The organism is Pseudomonas sp. B22129 (genome assembly GCF_044218875.1).
Classification (GTDB): domain Bacteria; phylum Pseudomonadota; class Gammaproteobacteria; order Pseudomonadales; family Pseudomonadaceae; genus Aquipseudomonas.
In genome coordinates this window covers 1,242,659-1,262,888 of sequence record NZ_CP162592.1, presented here as the reverse complement: position 1 = coordinate 1,262,888, position 20,230 = coordinate 1,242,659, and the positions used below count along the sequence as shown (strand labels likewise).

The following is a 20,230-nucleotide window of genomic DNA, read 5'->3' as shown; positions in this document are numbered from 1 at the left end:
GCGCCCCTTCTTATATCTATAAAGTCACTCCCCTGTCCGACCGGGAGTGCCCCTCATGTCCGCCACCTCTACTGTTCCAACAGCGACCGCAACCACCCAACGTTTCGAGATTCGCCCACTCCCCGGCAGCGTCGGCGCCGAGGTCATCGGCCTGGACCTGTCCCGCCCGGTCAGCGACGACGACTTCACGCGCATCCACCGCGCGCACCTGGACTACCACGTCGTGGTCTTCCGCGACCAACGCATCACCCCTGAACAGCAGATCGCCTTCAGCCGCCGTTTCGGTGTGTTGCAGATCCACGTGCTCAAACAGTTCCTGCTGGCCAACCACCCGGAAATTCTGATCGTCTCCAACATCATCGAAAACGGCCAATCCATCGGTCTGGGTGACGCAGGCAAGTTCTGGCACTCCGACCTGTCGTACAAAGAATTGCCGAGCCTGGGTTCGATGCTGCACGCCCAGGAGCTGCCTTCAGAAGGCGGCGACACCCTGTTCGCCGACATGCACAAAGCCTGGGACCAACTGCCCGAGCACCTGCGCAAAGCCGTGGAAGGCCGCAGCGCCGCGCATTCCTACACCGCGCGCTACAGCGAAACCAAATTCGAAGGCAACTGGCGCCCGACCCTGACGCCTGAACAGCTGGCGCAAGTGGCCGAAGTGGTACACCCCATCGTGCGCACCCACCCGGAAAACGGCCGCAAGGCGCTGTTCGTCAGCGAAGGTTTCACCACCCGCGTCGTCGGCCTGCCGGAAGACGAGAGCCGCGACCTGCTGGCCCAGCTCTACGCCCACAGCGTGCTGCCGGAAAACATCTACCGCCACCAGTGGCAGCCCCACGACATGGTGTTCTGGGACAACCGCTCGCTGATCCACCTGGCCGCCGGTTGCCCAAGCCACCTGCGCCGCAAGCTGTTTCGCACCACCATCCAGGGCGATGCGCCTTTCTGATTCCCCGGCAAGAGAGATGAAATGAACGCGCCCCTGCAAGGCCACGCGGCCAGCAACCCGATCACCGCCGAGCCGTTGCTGGCGGTGGATAACGTCAGTCTTGAATACCGCACCCCCGAGCGCGTGGTGCGGGCCACGCACCAGGTCAGCTTCGAAATCGACCCGGCCGACCGCTATGTGTTGCTCGGTCCTTCGGGTTGCGGCAAATCCACCTTGCTCAAGTCCATCGCCGGCTTTATCAAACCCTGCGAGGGCGAGATCCGCTTGCTGGGGCAAAAGGTCGAACAGCCTGGCCCCGACCGCATCGTAGTGTTCCAGGAATTTGACCAACTGCCGCCGTGGAAAACCGTCAAACAGAACGTGATGTTCCCGCTGCTGGCGTCGAAAACCTTGAAGCGCCGCGAAGCCGAAGAGCGCGCGCTGCATTACCTGGAAAAAGTCGGCCTCAGTGCCTTCGCCGACGCCTACCCGCACACCCTGTCCGGCGGCATGAAAGCCCGCGTGGCCATTGCCCGTGCCCTGGCCATGCAGCCGAAAATCCTGCTGATGGACGAGCCCTTCGCCGCCCTCGATGCCCTGACCCGCCGCAAGATGCAGGAAGAGTTGCTGCTGCTGTGGGAGGAAGTGCGCTTCACCTTGCTGTTCGTGACTCACTCCATCGAAGAAGCGCTGGTGGTGGGCAATCGCATCCTGTTGCTGTCGCCGCACCCGGGGCGGGTTCGCGCAGAAATCCACAGCCATCAATACGACCTGCACAGCCTCGGCGGTGTGGAATTCCAGGCGTCGGCGCGGCGGATCCATCGCCTGCTGTTCGATGAAGCGCCCGAAGCCGAGCAAGAGCTGGGCTTCGCCGATATCCGCATTGCTTACTAAGGGGCCGACGTATGCGCCAGGAATTTGAAGTCAACCTCGAACCGTTGCTCACCGTCCCCGTGGAACGCGAGCTGCCGTTGCGTCAACGTTTGTGGCAACAGGGCTGGCTGCGCAAAGGGCTGATCCTGATCGTGCTGGCGATTCTTTGGGAAGCCGTCGCGCGTTATCAGAACAACGATTTGCTGCTGCCAAGCTTCCTGCAAACCTCGCAGGCACTGTTCGACGGCCTGCTCAGTGGCGAGTTACTCAGCAAAGTGAGCATTTCCCTCGCGGTGCTGATCAAGGGCTACCTGATCGGCATCGTGCTCGCGTTCGCCCTGACCACGCTGGCGGTGTCCACGCAGTTGGGTCGTGACCTGCTCAGCACCCTGACCTCGATGTTCAACCCGTTGCCGGCGATCGCATTGCTGCCGCTGGCACTGCTGTGGTTTGGTCTGGGGCAGAACAGCCTGATTTTTGTGCTGGTGCATTCGGTGTTGTGGGCCTTGGCCTTGAACACCTATTCGGGGTTTCTCGGCGTGTCCGAAACCCTGCGCATGGCCGGCCGCAACTATGGCCTCAAGGGCATGCGCTTTGTGCTGTTCATCCTGATCCCGGCGGCACTGCCGTCGATCCTCGCGGGCCTGAAAATCGGCTGGGCGTTTGCCTGGCGCACGCTGATCGCCGCCGAGCTGGTGTTCGGTGCCACCAGCGGTAAAGGCGGGCTGGGCTGGTACATCTTCCAGAACCGCAATGAGTTGTACACCGACAAGGTTTTTGCCGGGCTGGCCGTGGTGATTCTCATCGGCTTGCTGGTGGAAAACCTCGTGTTCGACACCTTCGAGCGGCTCACCGTAAAGCGTTGGGGCATGCAGCGCTAAACAGGAATGATTGCTATGTGCCGGGTGTGCGCCCGATAATACCGGCCGAACCTGACGCCGCCCTGACGTCAGGCATTCCCGATAGAAGGATTTGCGGCGATGCGGTTTTTTGTCCTGGCGGTGGCTTTGTTTTTATCGTCTTCGGTGTTTGCCCAGTTCACCCCGCAATCGGTGTCCATGCCCAAGCCGGCCTATCCCGCAAGCCAGGCAGGCACGCAAGGGCACGCACGCATCAGCCTGAAGATTCACAACGACGGCACGGTCAGCGATGTCAAGGCACTCAACGCGACACAGCCTGTATTTGGTGACGCGGCCGTCGCCGCAGCCCAACAATGGCGCTTCAAACCCTGGGACGTGAGTGCCGACCAGCCAGCAGTGGTCGAGGCGCAAAACGACATGATCTTTACGCCGACGCAGCCCAGTAAAGAAAGCGTCCAACTGACCTTCACGCAAACCACCTATCAGTCCTGCAGCGCGTTGAACGAGGAAGTGAGCCAGTTCCGGCGCGACCATCCCACGCGTCCGTTGATCGACATGAAGAGCTTTGCCATTACCCGAGTCGCGGTAATGTTCCCGGCGTTGAGCGGTAAAAAGGACTACACCGAAGGCTTGTCCAAAGCGGATGAGCTCGAAAAAGCCCTGCCGGAAATCGTGCAAAAGTGTCAGGCCAACCCCAAAGCGGCTTACGCGGATTACCTGCCGCGCAGCACAAAGCTCTACCTGTAAAGCCTGTTAGGATTGCGTGCACTGTACTTTTCACTGACCACGAGTGCTTGGCATGCAACTACCGGACATGAACCTGCTGGTCGCCCTCGACGCCTTGCTCGACGAGGGCAGCGTGGTCGGTGCTGCACGGCGGATGAACCTGAGCCCGGCGGCCATGAGCCGTACGCTGACGCGTATTCGCGAAGCGGTGGGCGATCCGATCCTGGTGCGCGCCGGTCGCGGCCTGGTGCCGACGCCCAAGGCGCTGGAGTTGCAGAGCCAGGTGCGCAACGTAGTGGAGCAGGCGGCGTTGCTGTTTCGCTCCGCCGATCAAGTCGACCTGAAAACCCTGCGCCGCCGCTTCAGCGTGCGGGCCAATGACTTTTTTATCGGCGTCTATGGCGGTCGGCTGTTCGACACCATGGAGCGCATGGCGCCGCTGTGCGAGCTGTGCTTCGTGCCCGAAGCCGACACTGACGACGATGCCCTGCGTGAAGGCCGGCTCGACTTGCGGGTCAGCAACACCATGCCGCCCAGCCCGGAAGTGAAGGTGCAGACGCTGTTCTCCACCACCTTCGTCGGTCTGGCACGTGAAGATCACCCGCTGTTCGATGAAGAGATCACCGCCGCACGTTTCGCCAGCTACTCGCACATCAGCATTTCCCGGCGCGGCAAAGCCCGTGGGCCCATCGACACGGCGCTCAATGAGCTGGGCCTGGAACGCCGCGTGGCAATGATTGCCCCGGGCTTCCACGGCGCCATGTTCATGCTGCCCGACTCCGACCTGCTGTTGCCGGTGCCCAAGGAAGCGCTGCTGAGCGCCACCCGCCTGAAACTGCCACTGCGCGCCTTCGCGCTGCCCATCTCCTTGCCGACGCTGGTGCTGGCGCAATCCTGGCACCCGCGTTTCGACAAAGACCCGGCCCATAAATGGCTGCGCGAAACCATGCGCGAGAGTTGCCACGCCACCTGGCTGGAAGCCCAACCCACCTAATTAGTGAACTCGATCAAAGTGTGGGAGCGGGCTTGCTCGCGAATGCGGTGGCTCAGTTGGAACATCTTTGACTGGCACTCCGCTTTCGCGAGCAAGCCCGCTCCCACAGGGTTTTGTGGTGAATTTTAGAATTGCGTCTGGCGCACTTATAAGCTTCCAACAAGTAACTTTTTGTCATGGATGTGCCTGATTAAACTGCTCGGGTATTGATCATTCCGAGTTACCTGTTCATGACTTCCCTTGCTGCCCCCACCCTTGCGGCTGCAGCGCAACCCACTGCCCTGAACCCGCCCGTGTTCGGCCCGCGCATCATCATTGGCCTGGTTGGCGTATTGCTCGCGGTGCTGGTGTCCGGCCTCAACGAGATGGTCACCAAGGTCGCCCTCGCCGATATTCGCGGTGCGCTGTACATCGGTTTCGATGAAGGCACCTGGCTGGTCGCCGCCTACACCGCCACCTCGGTCGCGGCGATGGCCTTTGCGCCCTGGTGTTCGGTGACGTTTTCCTTGCGCCGCTTCACGTTGTACGCCATTGGTTTGTTCACGGTGCTGGGCATCCTGTGCCCGTTTGCGCCGAACTACGAAAGCTTGCTGGTGCTGCGTACCGTGCAAGGCCTGGCCGGAGGTGCGTTGCCGCCGATGCTGATGACCGTGGCGCTGCGTTTCTTGCCCGCCAACGTGAAACTGTATGGTTTGGCCGGTTACGCGCTCACCGCCACTTTCGGCCCGAGCCTGGGCACGCCGCTGGCGGCGCTGTGGACCGAATACGTCGGCTGGCAATGGGCGTTCTGGCAAATAGTCGCGCCGTGTCTTCTGGCCATGGCCGCCGTGGCCTATGGCCTGCCCCAAGACCCCGTGCGCCTGGAGCGTTTCAAACAGTTCAACTGGCGCGGCCTGCTGCTGGGGTTTCCGGCGATCTGCATGCTGGTGATCGGCCTGTTGCAGGGCAATCGCCTGGACTGGTTCGAGTCTGGCCTGATCACCTTCCTGCTGGGGGGCGGCACGCTGTTGTTGGTGCTGTTCATGCTCAATGAGTGGTCGCAGCCCATTCCTTTTTTCAAGCTGCAGATGCTCGGCCTGCGCAACTTGTCGTTTGCATTGATCGTGTTGGCAGGCGTGTTGATGGTGCTGACTTCGGTGATCCTCATCCCGTCGAGTTTCCTCGCCCAGGTTCAGGGTTATCGCCCGCTGCAAACCGCGCCGGTAATGCTGCTGATGGCGCTGCCGCAACTCATCGCACTGCCCTTGGTCGCGGCGCTGTGCAACCTGCGCTGGGTGGATTGCCGCTGGGTGCTGGGCACTGGCTTGAGCATGCTGGTGCTGTGCTGCGTGGGCAGTTCGCACCTGACCTCGGAATGGATTCGCGACGATTTCTATGGCCTGTACCTGCTGCAAATCTTCGGTCAGCCCATGGCCGTGTTGCCACTGCTGATGCTTTCTACCGGCAGCATCCAGCCGATGGACGGGCCGTTCGCCTCGGCCTGGTTCAACACCGTCAAAGGCCTCGCCGCCGTGATCGCCACCGCCGTGCTGGACACGCTGACCACGCAGCGCCTGCACTTTCACTCGACGATGTTGGTGGACAGCCTGGGCAATTCGCCCCTGGCCGACGGCGATGCGCCCGGCCTGGCTCACCGCCTGCACGGGCAGGCCGTGGTGCTGACCTCTTCGGATCTTTATTACGTCATGGCCGCCGTCGCGGTGGCGTTGATTCTGCTGATTTTCTGGATGCCGACGCGGATTTTTCCACCGCGCGCACCGACCTAGCCAAAAGGATTTCCCATGAAACGCAAAGACAAAATAGCCGTCTCCGTTATCGCCGTGTTTGCTGTCGGCGTGCTGGTGTACCTGGTTGCGCCGGACCTTTTGGGCAGCAAACGCCAGACCACCAACGACGCTTTCATCGCCGCCGACTTCACCCTCGTGGCGCCGCGCGTGGCGGGCTTTATCAAGGAAGTGCTGGTGGAAGACAACCAGCGCGTCAAGGCCGGGCAACTGCTGGCGCTGATCGACGACCGGGATTTTCGCGCCGCCGCCCAGGCCGCCGACGCCGACACTTTGGTCGCCCAGGCCCAGCTGAAAAATGCCACCGCGACCCTGGAACGGCAAAGCTCGGTGATCGCCCAGGCCCAGGCCACCGTGGCGGCAGACCGCGCCGAAGTGGCGTTCGCCGAGCATGAACTGAACCGCTACAACCACCTCGCCGGTGTTGGCGCGGGCACGGTGCAGAACGCCCAGCAAGCCAAAACCCGCATCGACCAGGCCAACGCGCGCCTGGCCAATGCCACGGCGGTGCTGGCGGCTGAACGCAAGCAAGTGGAAATTCTCACCGCCCAGCGTGATGCGGCCGAAGGTGGGCTCAAACGTGCCCAGGCCGCGCTGGAAATGGCCAGCTATCAGCTGTCTTACACCCGCATCGTCGCGCCGGTGGACGGCATGGTCGGCGAACGCGCGGTGCGGGTCGGCGCTTATGTGACGCCAGGCAGCAAGATCCTTGCCGTCGTCCCCTTGGCCGAGGCCTTTGTGGTGGCCAATTTCCAGGAGACTCAGCTCTCGCACATGCACGCCGGCCAAGCCGTGCAAGTGCGCGTCGACAGCCTCGATGGCGAACTGCTCAATGGCCATCTGGAAAGCCTGGCGCCGGCCACCGGCGTGACCTTTGCCTCGGTCAAACCCGACAACGCCACCGGCAACTTCACCAAGGTGGTGCAGCGCATTCCGGTGAAAATCGTACTGGAGCCGAACCAGCCGCTGACCGAGCGCTTGCGCGTCGGTATGTCGGTGGAAGCCAGCGTCGACACCCAACAGGTCGCGCAGCAGCGTGAGGTGGCCCAGCAATGAAACACCTCGCCTGGCTCACCTTGAGCCTGATCAGCCTGAGCGCTTGCACCGTCGGCCCGGACTTCCAGAAACCTCAGGGCCCGCAGGTCACGCAGTGGGCCGAGCCCCAAGGCCGTCAAGCCGCCAGCCGTGCCGTGACGGATCCATTGCAGGAGCGCTGGTGGGACGTGTTCCACGACGAACAACTCTCGGCCCTCACGCGCCGCGCGCTCACCGATAACCTCGACCTGAAACTGGCCAGCAGCCGCCTGCAACAAAGCCGCGCTGTGCGCCAGGTGACCACCGCCGAGCGTTATCCCAACGTCAATGCCACGGGCGATTACCTGCGCCAGCGCGTCAGCGCCAAAGGCTTGAGCGATGCGTCGGGCAACAATGGCCAGTCCGCCTATAACCAATGGGACATGGGTTTCTCCGCCGCCTGGGAGCTGGATTTCTGGGGCCGGGTCAAGCGCGAAACCGAGGCCGCCGACGCCACTCTGGAAGTCGCCGAAAACGACCGCCGCGCCGTGTTGCTGTCGGTGCTTGCCGAAACGGCCCAGGACTACATCCAACTGCGGGGCGTGCAGAACACCCGCGCGGTCACCGAGCAAAACCTTGACGTGGCGCGTCACAGCCTCAAGCTCTCGCAACTGCGCCTGGCCGACGGCGTGGCCACTGATTTGGACGTGGCCGAAGCCGCCGCGCAAGTCGCCGCCATCGAAGCGCGCTTGCCGGATTTGCAGCAACGCCAGGACCAGTTGATCAACGCCCTGAGCCTGTTGATGGGCGAGCCGCCGCAAGCCTTGCACGCGCAACTGTCCAAGGATGGCGCCGTGCCGCAAAGCCAACGTCAGGTCGCGATCGGCCTGCCGTCGGAACTCGCCGAGCGTCGCCCGGATATCCGCCAGGCCGAAGCGCGCCTGCACGCCGCGACCGCTAATATCGGCGTGGCCAAAGGCGATTTTTACCCGCGTATCACGCTGTCCGGCAGCCTCGGCTCACAAGCGTTGCAACTCTCCGATTTCGGTTCCTGGGGCTCACGCGCGTTTGCCTTCGGCCCGCAATTTAGCTTGCCGCTGTTCAACGGCGGGCGCCTGCAAGGCGTGGTGAATTTGCGCGAAGCCCAGCAACAGGAAGCGGCGCTGGCGTACCAGCAAACCGTGCTGCGCGCCTGGCATGAAATCGACGACCAACTGACCCGCTACAACGCCAGCCAGCTGCGCCGCGACAGCCTCGCCGAAGCTGTGCGCCAAAACCAGATCGCCCTGGCCACGGCGCAACACCAGTACGTGGAAGGCGTGGTGGATTTCGTCAACGTACTCACCGTGCAAAGCGCGTTGCTGGCGACGCAAGAGCAGTGGGTGGAAAGCTCCTCCGGCGTGTCGCTGGCCATGGTCGGCCTTTACAAGGCACTGGGCGGCGGTTGGCAATCCGTCTACCCCGAAACTGCCTCCATTCCGACAGACTGAACACCCATCCAATGTGGGAGCGGGCTTGCTCGCGAATGCGGTGTTTCAGTAACAGATTCATGACTGACCCACCGCATTCGCGAGCAAGCCCGCTCCCACAAGGGGTATCGCGTGATTACTGATTTTGCAAAAACACCACATACCCCCGAAACCACTCACTCCCCTTCAAATACCCCGGTTCTTCCCACACCCCGCCCTGAATCAACCCCACCTTGAACGGCAGCCCCAGCCGGTTCATGCGCGGCAAATACGCCGCGTAATCGGGAATGCTGTGGCGCCCCTGATACGTCTGCACCACCACTTCATCCACCACGCCTTTGAGCTGTGCGATGGCGGTGGGGTCGGCATTGCTGCTCCAGTCCATCAGGCCGGTGATGCTCAGTTTCAGGTCAGCCGGCAGGCGCTGGCGCAGGTCGCGCAGGAAGCCGGCGTATTCGTGCAGGTATTGGGTGCGGGCGTCGAAGTCGATCTGGATGCCGACCACCGGGTTGCCCGCCTCACGCCAGCGTTGCACCTGGCCGAGCAATTGGGTGTAGACCTGTTCCGGCCAGTGCAGGGTGTGGGCGCGGTAGACCACCCAGATTTCACCACGGGTCAAGCGTGGCACGCTCATGCCTTGGGCGATCAGTTGCACGCCGCGCTCGGGTGCGCGGCGGGTGGAGTTGATCTGGCCCTGGAGGACGTACAGGGTTTTCGCCTGCCTGAGCACAGGCTGGGGCTTGACGCCGCTCCACAGCCAGAAGGCGTCATAGTCGCGGGCGTCAACGGCGCCGAAAGCCGGGCTTGCCAGCAACAGCAAGCCAAGCCACAGCGGCTTCACCAGTAGTACTGCAGCGATTGGCCCCACTGGGTGTCGGCAAAGCTGCTTTTCAACTGGCGGAACCACGCCTTGCGCACCTTCGGTTCCACGTCTGCGCCACCGCAGCTGTTATAGCCGGACGGCGCGTAGCAGTTGATAGCGCGAAACAGTGCGTAAGCCTTGTCAGTCTTCGGTGACTTGGCATTGGCGATCACCTGCTTGTAGCCGTCGAGCCGAGAGAACGTTTCCCCCGGGAACTGCGACGCGGTGCTGCCCAGGCTGCCCGCCGCCCGCGCTTGCTCAAGCGGCATGCCGTCCAGGCCATTGCGCAGGATGAATTCGCCGAAGCAGTTCAGGGCTTGCGGGTTTTTCCCGTCGTTTTGCAAGGTCGCGGCCGTGTGCGCGATGCTTGGGCAGGCGTAGCCGGACTCGGCTTTGTCACCGTTCCACTGGAACAGCTTCAGGCTCTGGCCCGCGGTATAGACGTAGCCCAGGCTGGTGCCGAGTTTGTCTTGCGGCGCCGTCGCCGGCAGTTGTTTGAGGTCGTCGGCGAAGGTCGCGAACTGGCCGCGCAGCAGGTCTTTATAAAGCAGCACGAACTGCGCGGTCTGACGTTCTACCGGGTCGCTGGCCTTGGTGATTTGCTGGCGCAGCAAGTCGGGGCCGGCCACGTTGCGCAGCAGGATGTAGCGCACCTGTTTGGCCGCTATCGGCGAATCGGCGGCGAAGACCTCTGCCAACTGGCCACTGCGCTCGTAGTTCATCGCCAGCGCCAGTTCCAGCTGGTCGCGTTGCAGCGCCAGTTTGGCCAGCGGCAGCAGTTGCAGCCACAGCGCTTGCGCGCCTTTCCAGTCGTTTTTGGCTTCCAGGGCGAGGGCGCGCAGGGTTTGTTGGCTGAAGGCGAAGTAGTTCAGGCTCGCCGGCACGCTCTGCGGCAGGTGCTTCAAGGCGGTATCCGGTTCATGCTCGGTATACAGCGCGTTCACGGCGAGCAAGTAGTCATACAGTTCGGGCGCGTCGGCAAACGCGGCTTTCTGCTTTTCCAGGTCGCTGCGGGCGAGGGCGGGCTGACCGCCGCCGCGCATCACCATCAGGTCGCTGACAAACTGGAGCATCGGCGTCTTGACGGTCTCGCTGTTGACCATCAGGAATTTGAGGTCGGTTTCTTCCACCAACGCGTCGAGGCTCAGGTTGCGTTGCTCGTCCGTTGCCTGGGTCAACTGCCAGGCGTAGGCGTCGGCGAGCTTGTCGTTGTCATTTGCCAGCCAGTACACCCGGCGCAGCAAGCCGCGCGCGGAGGCGCTGTATTCACCCTGTGGATACGTTTTCAGGTAGGCACCGAAGCCCTCTTCGGCGGCGGCCAATGCAGGTTTATCCACACGGTCAAGCTGGGGCACGCCCTCGTTGTCGTAGACATGCTCCTGAGCCAGGTTCAGCGCATTGCGCGCGACCATGTACGCTGCCGCTTCTTTGAGCCACGGCGAAGACGCGTTTTGCAGGCTGGCGAAACCAGCGCCAGCCTCGGCAAAGCGCCCGGTATAGAAATCGGCAGCCGCTTGCAGGTAGGTGCCAAACCGTTGGCCTTGCGGCGACTGGATTGCTTGCGCGGGTTCTATCACCGGCCCGGTCCATTCGCACGCGGTGAGCAATTGCAGGCGTGCTTTTATCAACAGATCGCGCTCGGCCGTCGGCAGGTCGGCCTTGACCACCTGGCTGACAAACGCATTCGCGCTGGCGTCGTCGTTGCTGCGGCAGCGGCTGCCCTCGCCATTGAGGAAAGCATCGCCAGCGGCTTTTTTATCGGCACGCTGGATGCCCAGCGGTTCGATCAGCGCATCCAGTGTCAGGGCCTTGGGATCGTCCGGGGTGCTGGCGGTTTCGGCGGCGTCGCGTGGGGCGAGGCGGTACACCGGAAACGGTACCGGGCCAAAACCCTGGGACAAATCGTCTTCGCTCAGGGCGTTGGGGGCCAGCGGCGTGTTCTTTTTGTCGGCCAGCAGCAGGCGCAGGTTGACCCGGCTGTCATTGCCGGGGCTCAGGAACGGCAGGTTGCTGCACGTATCCAGTGTGTCCCGCGACACACGCCAGTCCGGGTAGCACGAGTCGTCCGAACTTGCCTGGGCCTGTAGGGAGATGCCGGCTAGCAGGGCCACTGCCAGGGGTGACAAAAAACCGATGCGCATGACGTGTCCTTGATCCTGAGTCCTTGGAGGGGGCCAATCATAGCTTGATCCGACAACTGCATCGGTGAAGGCCCACACAAATTGCTGATTTGTCCGATTATGGGTAGTGGCAATCTGGCCTCCCTGCCCTAGACTGCGCTCATCGTCAGGGAGGATCGTATGAAGCAATTGCGACTAGGGATATTGGGTTTTACCTGCCTGGTGGGTATGGCGTCTGTGGCCTTGGCGGACGACCCGCTGCTGGATCACCCGCCTGCGGCGGCCGCCGGCGCTGATGAGGCACGCGGCGTGTTGCGTGCCCGCGACCAGGCGGTGCTGGCCAGTGAGCTGTCAGGGCGTATCGTCGAACTGCCGTTCAGCGAAGGCGAGGCGTTCAAGAAGGGCGACACCCTGGCGCGTTTCGACTGCTCGGCCTATCAGGCCCAGTTGAATGCTTCCCAGGCGGCCAGCCGTGGCGCCGGTGAGGAGCTGGCCCACAATAAACAATTGGCGGCGCTCAATTCCGTCGGGCGTTTTGAAGTGGCCCGCGCTGAAGCCAAGCTCAGCGAAACCCAGGCCCAGTCCCAGGTGTATCAGGTTCAGGTGAAACGCTGCAGTGTGCTGGCGCCGTATGACGGCCAGGTGGTCGAGCGCAAGGTCCAGCGCTATGAAAGCGTGTCGGCCGGGGCGCCGCTGCTGGAAATCGTCGATAACCGCAGCCTGGAAATCCACCTGCTGGTGCCGTCGCGCTGGATGGGCAAACTCAAGCCCGGCCAGACTTTCAATTTCATCCCTGACGAAACCGGCCAGGCGTTCAGCGCCACGGTTAAACGCCTTGGCGCGCGCATTGACGAAGGCAGCCAGACGCTGCTGCTGGTCGCTACGTTGCCCAATGCCAGTGGCTTGATGGCCGGCATGAGCGGCACCGCCCACTTTGCGCAACTGCAATGAACGCGCCCCTGCCGGGCAACACTGAGCGGGTATTCGCGCAGTTCCTGGACCTTGAGCGCCAGACCCGCGCCGCGCGCACCCCCGAGCAGCTGGCCTACAGCCTGGTCAACGACAGCCAGCCGCTGTTCGGCTATCGGCATGCCGCGTTGCTGATCGCGGGCAAGGTGCAGGCGGTGACGGCGGTGAGCAGCGTCGATCCGAATGCGCCGTTCGTGGCGTTTGTCGAGCAGGCGGTGGCGCAGTTGCACAAGCAGGGGCTGGGCCAGGCCGCCCGCGTGGTGCCGGCCGAGCAACTGAGCGAAGCGGTGCAGGCCGACTGGCAGAGCTTATCGGCGGGCCAGGTGTTCTGGCTGCCGCTGATTGATCCGCAAGGCCGCGTATTCGGCGGGCTGTGGCTGGCGCGGGATATCCCGTGGAACCCGGCCGAACAAATATTGCTGGCGCAACTGGGCGACACCTACAGCCATGCCTGGCACGCGCTGCAACCCCGCCAGCCGTGGCGGTTGCGCCTGACCCGCAAGCGCCAGGCGGTCGTGGTGGTCGCGCTGCTGCTGTTGCTGCTGATTCCGGTGCGCCAGTCGGTGCTGGCGCCCGCCGAAGTGGTGCCGCTGGCCGGGCAAGTGGTGGCCGCGCCGCTGGATGGGGTGATTGCCGAGTTTCTGGTCAAGCCCAACCAGTCGGTCAAAACCGGCGACCTGTTGCTGCGTTTTGAAAGCACCACCCTCACCGCCCAGGCCGATGTCGCGGCGCGAGCCTTGGGCGTGGCCGAGGCGGAACTCAAAGCCAATGCCCAGCGCGCGTTTGCCGATGCCGAATCGAGTTCGCGCATTGACCTGCTGGCGGCCCGGGTCGAGCAAAAACGCGCCGAACGCGACTACGCCCGTGAGCTGCTCAAACGCAGCGAAGTGCGTGCCGAACGCGACGGCATCGCCGTGTTCGCCGATGCTGACCGCTGGACCGGCAAACCGGTGCAAACCGGCGAGCGCCTGTTGCAGATCGCCGACCCTGGCCAAGCCGAATTACGCATCGAGCTGGCCGTGGGCGATGCGATTGCGTTGGCGCCTGACGCTCAGGTTGCCTTGTTCCTCGACAGTGACCCGCTGCAACGCCACCTCGCCACCCTGCAACGCGCGGCTTACGAAGCGCAGCCCACGCCGGGCGGGCAATTGGCCTATCGGCTGGATGCGCAGTTCGACGACGCGCCACCGCGTATCGGCCTGCGCGGTACCGCGAAGATCTTTGGCGACCGCGCGCCGCTGGCCCTCTATCTATTGCGTCGGCCGCTGGCGGGCCTGCGCCAGAGCGTTGGCCTCTGATGAAGCTGCCCCAACTGCGCGAAGACCTGCAACTCTCCAGCGCCGGCGCGGCGCTGGACGGCTCGCCGCGCTGGACCCTGGCCGACCCGGTGCGCGGGCGTTATTTCAAACTCGGCGCCACAGCCATTCGCCTGCTGCGCCACTGGTCGTTGGGTGATCCGGAAAAAGTCCTGCAAGCCGCCAACCGCGAGCCGGGTTTACCGCTGGGTGGCAGCGAAGTGGAAGAGTTGCTGACTTTTCTGCGCGCCCATGACCTGATCGCCGCCCTCGACCCGGACCAGCGCGCCAGCTACCTCTACAAATCCGCCGCCCAGAAACAGAGCCTGGGCAAAGTGCTGCTGCATCAATACCTGTTTTTCCGTATTCCGCTGTGGCGCCCGGATGCGTTTCTCAACCGCGCGTGGCCCTGGCTGGCGCGCTTCGGCCCGGGATTGCTGCGCTACGGTCTGCCGATCATTCTTGGGCTTGGCCTCTTTCTGGTGGCGCGGGATTGGCAGCGCTTCCTGGCGACTTTCCCGCACCTGTTCAGCCTTGGCGGTGCGCTGGCGTTTGGTGTGGCGCTGTTCTTTGCCAAGCTGTGCCATGAGTTCGGCCATGCCTTTATGGCCAAGCGCGCCGGGTGCCGGGTTCAGAGCATGGGCGTTGCGTTCATGGTATTGCTGCCGATGTTTTATACCGACGTGAGTGACGCCTGGCGGGTCAATGACCGCCGCGCGCGGCTGATGATCGGTGCCGGCGGGGTGATGGCTGAGCTGCTGTTGGCGTGCATCGCCTTGCTGGCGTGGTCGCTGCTGCCGGATGGCCCGGCGCGCACGGCGGCATTCATGTTGGCGAGCGCGACGTGGCTGACCACGTTGGCGATCAACCTGAACCCGTTCATGCGTTTTGATGGCTACTTCTTGATCAGTGATCTGTGGGGTGTGGATAACTTGCAAGGTCGCGCTTTTGCGCTGTGCCGCTGGCGCCTGCGAGAGCTGCTGTTTGGCTATGGCGAGCCGGCGCCGGAACCCTGGTCGCCGAGCATGCAACGGCGTTTGCTGGGGTGGGGCTATCTGGCGTGGTTGTGGCGTGCGGCGCTGTTCCTGGGGATCGCGCTGGCGGTGTATCACCTGTTCTTCAAGATGCTCGGGATCTTCCTGATGCTGGTGGAGCTGGTGTGGTTCATCTTTCTGCCGATCTTCAAGGAGTGGCGCGAGTGGTGGAGCCGCCGCAGCCAGGCCCATGCACCCCGGGTGCTGCTGAGCAGCCTGGCATTGGTGTTGATCGTGTTGGCGCTGGTGGTGCCGTGGCGCAGCGCGGTGGAGTTGCCGACCATGCTCCAGGCTGGACGTGCCAGCGCGCTGCATGCGCCGGTGGCGGCGCGGGTCAAGCAACTGCGCGTGGTGGATGGGCAGGTGGTGACCCAGGGCCAGGTGCTGATTGAACTGGAGTCGCCGGACCTGGATGCGCGACAACGCATCGTGCGCCGTGAAGTGGACATTTTGCAGCTACAGATGCGCCGCCAGGCGGGGCGCAGTGAAACGGCGGCGGATGCCGGCATCAACGATCAGCGCCTGGCCCAGGCCTTGGCCGAATACCGTGGCCTGGCGGCCCAGCGCGAGCGCCTGCTGTTGCGCGCACCCCATGCCGGCACGGTGCGCGATGTGCTGCCGCAATTGAGCGTGGGCCGCTGGCTGTCGCCCAAAGATCCGCTGGCGCAAGTGGTGGAAGACGGCGCACGCCTGCGCGGTTACCTCGCCGAGGCCGAGCTGTGGCGGGTGGCGCCGGGGGCGACCGGGCGGTTTATCGCCGATGACCCGATGCACGCAGCCATCGCGGTGGAGCTGACCGATATTGACGCCAACGGCGTGGCCTATCTGGATCAAGAGGCGCTGACCTCCGACCACCACGGCCCGATTGCCGTGCGCCGCGACGAAAACCAGCGCCCGGAGCCGGTGCAGGCGCAGTACGGCGCGCGGATGAAAAGCCTGCAAGCCATTGCGACGCCCCATCAGCCGCTGCGCGGTGTGGTGGTGCTGCAAGGGCGCGGCGAGTCGGTGCTGGGGGTGGCCTGGCGGCGCGCGGCGGCGCTGGGTGTGAGGGAAAGCGGGTTCTGACAGGAGTTGAACGCGATGTTGAAAGAACAGGGCGCTTTGGCGCTGGGCCTGGAGGTACGCCCGTCACGCAGCAGCGACGGGCCGTTTTTGCAGGGCCTTTATCGCTCGGCCCGTGCGGATTTGCAGTGGATCGACGGCGAGCAAGCGCTGGTGGAGGAGGTGATTGCCCAGCAGTTTCAGGTTCAGGAAAAAGGCCTGGACGAGCATTTTCCCGGCGCACTGCACTACGTCATCGAAAAACTGGGCACGCCGATTGGCGCCTTGAGTGCCGACTTCGGGCCCAATGAAATCCGTGTGCTGTACCTGGCGTTTATCCCGGCAGCACGCGGCCAAGGTTTTGGCCGCGCGGTGCTGCAAGGCGTGCAGCGGGCCGCCACTCAGGTGCTGTGCCCGGTGACCACGGTGGTGTGGGCGAGCAACCCCCACGCGCGCCAGCATTACCTGGCGCTGGGGTTTCGGGTGGAAGAACAGACGCACGCCGCACAGCGCTTGGCGTGGTACCCGGCTCAGTTGAACACGATGCAGAAGTAACCGCGCCCGCTGTCACGGCCCATGGCGGGCTCGCGCGACACAAACACGTCTTCGAGGCAGGCGTTTGTCAGTGGCAAACGGCACAAGCCGTCAACGAAGTCCGTGGGCGCAAGGCTTTCCAGCAACACACGGAAAGCCCCGCGCGGGCTACCGGGAACAGTGGCTTTGGGTGCGTCCGTGAGGCTTTGGACCTGGATCGGCAGCGCCGAGCCGTCGGGCAGGTACAGCACGCTGGTGCGATCCAGCAAAGGCCGGAAGTGTTCCGGGGTGACCAGGTTCAGCATTGGGCGGCTCCGTTTCACAAGTGCCGGGGCCCGCAGGCCCCGGCCAGAGGTTAGCTGCGTGACGGAAAGATTCCGTTCAAGGCAATGCTGAAGTTGATGGCCAGGAACGGATTCATGGTGCCCATGGGCTGGCCTTGGCCGGTGGGCGTGATCGCGCCTCCGCTCGTGGTGTTGCTGACCCCTTTGAGGGGGACCGGAGTGGCGCCCTGCTGGTCGGAATAGATCGAAGCACTGCCCGGGCCGGCACCGGAAGTACCGATATAGGCATTGGTCGCAGTGGGTAACGTCACCGGGTTGCTGGCGGGGACGGCCAGTTGCACCGAGGTGGTGACGGTGATCGGTGTAATGGCGTGCGTGTGGTTAGGCAGGTTGAGCAGGGTAGCGGTCACGGATTCCGTTCCGGAGACCTCCCCGATGACGCGGGTTGACAGGCCTGCACCGGAGCCTTGGCCGATGGGCATCCGGCCTTGCAGGTTGGGCAGCAGAAAGGTTGTGGTGCCATTGCCGCCGTAATTCACGCCCAACAGTGCAAACAATGCCTGGTACTGGGCGATGGGCATGGTTTGGCCGGCGCACAGGGCCCAGTCCCGGGGGGCGAAATCAAATGCAAAGGGTTGGATGGTGCCGATGAATACTTCCATGGTTCGTTCATCCTTGTGGTTGGCTATACGGTGTGTGACGCCAAGTGATCTGGCGTCATCGCAGAGCGTAGTCGCCACTTTTGCGCGCCGCCTGGCGGTTGCGAAACAGCGAGCGAAACCGGGGCTTTTGTCCTAGAGTGGCGCTTGTTTGCGCAGGTGCAAGGTTTGCCCGGAAAAACGGGCAGGGTCAGGGGAATTGAGGTGCGACGGTCTGTGGTAGAACAAGACGACAAAGTGGCGGCATTTCCCGCAGTCAATCGCCTCTCGGACGCCTGGGAAGGCGCCGGATGGCTCAGCCGTTTGTGGTGGGTGCCGATACTGGCGCTGGCCATGGCGGTGCGTTTTTATGGCCTGACGGCGGCGGCGATCTGGGGCGACGAAGGCTCCAGCCTGCTGCTCAGTGAATACGCCATGGACGACCTGTGGTTTCACGCCGCCCATGATGTGCACCCGCCGCTGTACTTTTTCATGCTGCGCGGCTGGATCGAGCTGTTCGGCGACGGCATCTGGTCAATTCGCGGCATGAGTGCCATTCCCGGCGTGGTCGCGGTGGGCCTGGGCGTGTGGCTGACGCGGCAATTGTCCACCCGGCGCGCTGCGGTGCTGGCGGGTGTGCTGCTGGCGTTGTTTCCCTCTGCCGTGCGCTACAGTCAGGAAGTGCGCATGTACTCGCTGCTGGCCGTGTGGTTGCTGGGTGCCACGCTGGCGCTGGTGTACTGGGTGCGCCAACCGGCGCGTACGCGTTATCTGGCGGTGTATGTGCTGTTGATGGCGGCCGGCTTCTATACCCACTATTTCACCGCCCTGTGCGTGTTGGTGCATTGGGCTTATCTGGGGCTGTTGTGCCCGGCCCAGGGCCCCCGCCAGCGCCTGATCCTGCGCCCGTCGTGGTGGTGCGCCAATGCACTGATTGTGGCGTTGTATTTGCCCTGGCTGCCGAACCTGCTGGACCTGGTGCAGCACGTCGAACAGCTCAAGGTCGGCGGTGATATCGGTTGGGAAGACCCGGTCACGTTGACGTCCGTACCGTCGATGATCTGGCAGTTCACGCTTCAGGACGAAGGCGTGGGCTTCTGGCGGCCACTGTTCTGGCTGTTCCCGCTGCTGTTGATTGCCGTGGTGATCGTCACCGCCTGGCAGGACCGAGAGCGCCATCACCCGGCCCGCTTGCTGGCACTGTTCTTCCTGCTGCCGTTGCTGCTGGTGTATGCGGTGTCGTTTCTTTCGCCGGTCTTTATCGAGCGCTACCTCACGGTTTACGCCCTGGGTTTGCCGATCCTCGTGGCCCTGGCCATTGATCGCCTGCCGGCGCGCCTGTCGTGGCTGGCGGCTGCGCTGTTCGTGCTGTTCGGTGGCGTGGAGCTGCTGGGGCTCAAGAACAACGCCACGGTGGACGTGCATGACCAATTCAATACGCCGGTGGAGTTCGTCAACCGCAACTATCAGGAAGACGATCGCATCGTGCTCAGTGACATGATGTGGTACCTCAGCTACGTGTACTACGACCAGACCGACGCTCAATTGCAGCTTTACACCCCGCCCAAACCCGACGGCACGCCGACCCGGCCGAACGCCTACGGTTTCGGCACGCTGGTGGACCAGGATGGCGGGCGCATTTACCTTGACCGTCTGTCGGCATTGCCGGCGGATACGCGCCGCGTCTGGCTGATCAGCAGCAATGAAATGCCGGATGATTTCGCGCCGATTCCCGATGGCTGGAAACAACTTTTGCAGCAGGACGGCGGCGGCGCGCGGGCACGTTTGTTTGTGCTGTGTCGCGGGCCAGAGCCCTCGCAGCCAGAGGGCTGCCGCTAATTTCGAATCGGCATTAAGCGCATGCCAAAATAGTGGCAAATGACCACTAGTGAACTCTGCAATCCTCAGCTACGCTTCGGCCACAAATGGATTTTTGTCCTACAAGGTGGTGAACGGATTGCAGTATCACTTTATCTCGGGTCTGCCGCGTTCCGGCTCGACCCTGCTCTCTGCCATTTTGTTGCAGAACCCGCGTTTTCATGCGGGCATGAGCAGCCCCGTCGGTACCTTGTTCAATGGCGTGCTGGCGCAGTGCAGCGCCGGCAGCGAGTTTGGCGCGGTCATTGATGCCAACACCCGTCGCCGTCTGTTGCGCGGCCTGTTTGATTCCTACTACGCCGACAAACCCTCCACCCCGGTGGTGTTCGACACCAACCGCCAGTGGTGCGCGCGCATGCCCGCGCTGCATGACCTGTTCCCCCAGTCCAAAGTCATCGCCTGTGTGCGCAACGTCGCCTGGATCATGGACAGCCTGGAGCGCCTGTACCGCGCCAACCCTTTCGAAAACACCAAGCTGTTTGGCGACGATGTAGAGCGCAACACGGTGTACAGCCGGTGTGAAACCCTGGCGCAGCGCAACCGTTTAGTGGGGTTTTCATGGGCGGCGCTCAAGGAAGCCTATTACGGCGAACATGCCGACTCGCTGTTGATCGTCGATTACGACCTGCTCAGCCAGGCCCCGGAGCGCGTGCTGCGGTTGGTGTACGACTTTATTGGCGAACCGTGGTTCGAGCATGACTTCAACAACCTCGTCTACGACGCACCCGAGTTCGACCAGGCGCTGGGCGTCTCCGGCCTGCACAAGGTCCAGCCCAAGGTACGCCTGCAAGCGCGGCGCACCATCCTGCCGCCGGACCTGTTCCAGCAGTACACCGAGTTGTCGTTTTGGCAGGACGGCTCAGCCAGTGCCGCCAATGTGATTCGTATGAAGGCCAACGCCGCGATCAATTGATCGCGGCGTTTTCA

Annotated in this window: 18 protein-coding genes; 14 read left to right on the top strand and 4 right to left on the bottom strand. The window is 63.3% G+C overall.

Annotation, left to right across the window (positions count from 1 at the left end):
• Positions 1–55: 55 nt before the first annotated feature.
• The 8 genes from AB4P94_RS05755 (at position 56) to AB4P94_RS05720 (ending at position 8,669) form a co-directional block, all read left to right on the top strand.
• A complete protein-coding gene (locus tag AB4P94_RS05755; RefSeq protein WP_395609773.1) occupies positions 56–949 on the top strand; it encodes a TauD/TfdA dioxygenase family protein in 894 nt (297 codons plus the stop codon).
• A 21-nt stretch (positions 950–970) separates the two neighbouring features.
• Positions 971–1,822, top strand: coding sequence for an ABC transporter ATP-binding protein (locus AB4P94_RS05750; RefSeq protein ID WP_395609772.1), 852 nt, complete (start codon positions 971–973; stop codon positions 1,820–1,822).
• A gap of 11 nt (positions 1,823–1,833) precedes the next feature.
• Positions 1,834–2,682 carry an ABC transporter permease gene (locus AB4P94_RS05745; protein WP_395609771.1) on the top strand — a complete coding sequence of 283 codons (849 nt, stop codon included), beginning with the start codon at positions 1,834–1,836 and terminating at the stop codon, positions 2,680–2,682.
• Positions 2,683–2,781: 99 nt separating this feature from the next.
• The gene (locus AB4P94_RS05740) at positions 2,782–3,408 is read left to right on the top strand and encodes a TonB family protein (RefSeq protein ID WP_395609770.1); all 627 of its coding nucleotides are present in this window, start codon (positions 2,782–2,784) and stop codon (positions 3,406–3,408) included.
• A 52-nt stretch (positions 3,409–3,460) separates the two neighbouring features.
• On the top strand, positions 3,461–4,381 hold the full coding sequence (locus AB4P94_RS05735; protein WP_395609769.1) for a LysR family transcriptional regulator: 921 nt from the start codon (positions 3,461–3,463) through the stop codon (positions 4,379–4,381).
• 230 nt (positions 4,382–4,611) lie between these two features.
• A complete protein-coding gene (locus AB4P94_RS05730; RefSeq protein ID WP_395609768.1) occupies positions 4,612–6,147 on the top strand; it encodes an MFS transporter in 1,536 nt (511 codons plus the stop codon).
• A gap of 15 nt (positions 6,148–6,162) precedes the next feature.
• Positions 6,163–7,221: an HlyD family secretion protein gene (locus AB4P94_RS05725; protein WP_395609767.1), complete on the top strand. Its 1,059-nt coding sequence runs from the start codon at positions 6,163–6,165 to the stop codon at positions 7,219–7,221.
• Positions 7,218–8,669, top strand: a complete 1,452-nt coding sequence (locus tag AB4P94_RS05720; RefSeq protein WP_395609766.1) for an efflux transporter outer membrane subunit — start codon at positions 7,218–7,220, stop codon at positions 8,667–8,669. The genes AB4P94_RS05725 and AB4P94_RS05720 overlap by 4 nt, the downstream gene beginning before the upstream one ends.
• Positions 8,670–8,784: 115 nt before the next feature.
• Here AB4P94_RS05720 and AB4P94_RS05715 read toward each other — a convergent pair whose 3' ends face one another.
• Together AB4P94_RS05715 and AB4P94_RS05710 are read right to left on the bottom strand one after the other, a co-directional pair.
• Complete coding sequence (locus AB4P94_RS05715; RefSeq protein ID WP_395609765.1) at positions 8,785–9,489, bottom strand: DUF3142 domain-containing protein; 705 nt, start codon at positions 9,487–9,489, stop codon at positions 8,785–8,787.
• Entirely contained in the window at positions 9,486–11,651 is a 2,166-nt protein-coding gene (locus AB4P94_RS05710) for an outer membrane assembly lipoprotein YfiO (protein WP_395609764.1), read from the bottom strand. Before AB4P94_RS05710 ends, AB4P94_RS05715 begins: the two co-directional genes overlap by 4 nt.
• Before the next feature lie 159 nt (positions 11,652–11,810).
• Between AB4P94_RS05710 and AB4P94_RS05705 the strand changes: the two genes are divergently transcribed.
• Genes AB4P94_RS05705 through AB4P94_RS05690 form a run of 4 tightly spaced genes read left to right on the top strand, consistent with a single transcriptional unit; the run spans position 11,811 to position 16,524 of the window.
• Positions 11,811–12,581, top strand: a complete 771-nt coding sequence (locus AB4P94_RS05705; RefSeq protein ID WP_395609763.1) for an efflux RND transporter periplasmic adaptor subunit — start codon at positions 11,811–11,813, stop codon at positions 12,579–12,581.
• Positions 12,578–13,897 carry an efflux RND transporter periplasmic adaptor subunit gene (locus AB4P94_RS05700; protein ID WP_395609762.1) on the top strand — a complete coding sequence of 440 codons (1,320 nt, stop codon included), beginning with the start codon at positions 12,578–12,580 and terminating at the stop codon, positions 13,895–13,897. The genes AB4P94_RS05705 and AB4P94_RS05700 overlap by 4 nt, the downstream gene beginning before the upstream one ends.
• Positions 13,897–15,993, top strand: a complete 2,097-nt coding sequence (locus AB4P94_RS05695) for an HlyD family efflux transporter periplasmic adaptor subunit (protein ID WP_395609761.1) — start codon at positions 13,897–13,899, stop codon at positions 15,991–15,993. The genes AB4P94_RS05700 and AB4P94_RS05695 overlap by 1 nt, the downstream gene beginning before the upstream one ends.
• 15 nt (positions 15,994–16,008) lie before the next feature.
• A complete protein-coding gene (locus tag AB4P94_RS05690; protein ID WP_395609760.1) occupies positions 16,009–16,524 on the top strand; it encodes a GNAT family N-acetyltransferase in 516 nt (171 codons plus the stop codon).
• On the opposite strand, the gene AB4P94_RS05685 is transcribed toward AB4P94_RS05690, so the two are convergent.
• Positions 16,500–16,808 carry a hypothetical protein gene (locus tag AB4P94_RS05685; protein ID WP_395609759.1) on the bottom strand — a complete coding sequence of 103 codons (309 nt, stop codon included), beginning with the start codon at positions 16,806–16,808 and terminating at the stop codon, positions 16,500–16,502. The genes AB4P94_RS05690 and AB4P94_RS05685 overlap by 25 nt on opposite strands.
• A 50-nt stretch (positions 16,809–16,858) precedes the next feature.
• On the bottom strand, positions 16,859–17,449 hold the full coding sequence (locus AB4P94_RS05680) for a phage tail protein (protein WP_395609758.1): 591 nt from the start codon (positions 17,447–17,449) through the stop codon (positions 16,859–16,861).
• 201 nt (positions 17,450–17,650) lie between these two features.
• Here AB4P94_RS05680 and AB4P94_RS05675 point away from each other — a divergent pair, with 201 nt between their 5' ends.
• Positions 17,651–19,264, top strand: coding sequence for a glycosyltransferase family 39 protein (locus tag AB4P94_RS05675; protein WP_395609757.1), 1,614 nt, complete (start codon positions 17,651–17,653; stop codon positions 19,262–19,264).
• 109 nt (positions 19,265–19,373) lie between these two features.
• Positions 19,374–20,216 carry a sulfotransferase family protein gene (locus tag AB4P94_RS05670; protein ID WP_395611302.1) on the top strand — a complete coding sequence of 281 codons (843 nt, stop codon included), beginning with the start codon at positions 19,374–19,376 and terminating at the stop codon, positions 20,214–20,216.
• Positions 20,217–20,230: the final 14 nt, after the last annotated feature.

What these genes read in the sequence shown, in the direction of transcription:
- AB4P94_RS05755 (WP_395609773.1), top strand. Translation starts at nt 56, where the DNA reads ATGTCCGCCACCTCTACTGTTCCAACAGCGACCGCAACCACCCAACGT.
- AB4P94_RS05750 (WP_395609772.1), top strand. Translation starts at nt 971, where the DNA reads ATGAACGCGCCCCTGCAAGGCCACGCGGCCAGCAACCCGATCACCGCC.
- AB4P94_RS05745 (WP_395609771.1), top strand. Translation starts at nt 1,834, where the DNA reads ATGCGCCAGGAATTTGAAGTCAACCTCGAACCGTTGCTCACCGTCCCC.
- AB4P94_RS05740 (WP_395609770.1), top strand. Translation starts at nt 2,782, where the DNA reads ATGCGGTTTTTTGTCCTGGCGGTGGCTTTGTTTTTATCGTCTTCGGTG.
- AB4P94_RS05735 (WP_395609769.1), top strand. Translation starts at nt 3,461, where the DNA reads ATGCAACTACCGGACATGAACCTGCTGGTCGCCCTCGACGCCTTGCTC.
- AB4P94_RS05730 (WP_395609768.1), top strand. Translation starts at nt 4,612, where the DNA reads ATGACTTCCCTTGCTGCCCCCACCCTTGCGGCTGCAGCGCAACCCACT.
- AB4P94_RS05725 (WP_395609767.1), top strand. Translation starts at nt 6,163, where the DNA reads ATGAAACGCAAAGACAAAATAGCCGTCTCCGTTATCGCCGTGTTTGCT.
- AB4P94_RS05720 (WP_395609766.1), top strand. Translation starts at nt 7,218, where the DNA reads ATGAAACACCTCGCCTGGCTCACCTTGAGCCTGATCAGCCTGAGCGCT.
- AB4P94_RS05710 (WP_395609764.1), bottom strand. Translation starts at nt 11,651, where the DNA reads ATGCGCATCGGTTTTTTGTCACCCCTGGCAGTGGCCCTGCTAGCCGGC.
- AB4P94_RS05705 (WP_395609763.1), top strand. Translation starts at nt 11,811, where the DNA reads ATGAAGCAATTGCGACTAGGGATATTGGGTTTTACCTGCCTGGTGGGT.
- AB4P94_RS05700 (WP_395609762.1), top strand. Translation starts at nt 12,578, where the DNA reads ATGAACGCGCCCCTGCCGGGCAACACTGAGCGGGTATTCGCGCAGTTC.
- AB4P94_RS05695 (WP_395609761.1), top strand. Translation starts at nt 13,897, where the DNA reads ATGAAGCTGCCCCAACTGCGCGAAGACCTGCAACTCTCCAGCGCCGGC.
- AB4P94_RS05690 (WP_395609760.1), top strand. Translation starts at nt 16,009, where the DNA reads ATGTTGAAAGAACAGGGCGCTTTGGCGCTGGGCCTGGAGGTACGCCCG.
- AB4P94_RS05685 (WP_395609759.1), bottom strand. Translation starts at nt 16,808, where the DNA reads ATGCTGAACCTGGTCACCCCGGAACACTTCCGGCCTTTGCTGGATCGC.
- AB4P94_RS05680 (WP_395609758.1), bottom strand. Translation starts at nt 17,449, where the DNA reads ATGGAAGTATTCATCGGCACCATCCAACCCTTTGCATTTGATTTCGCC.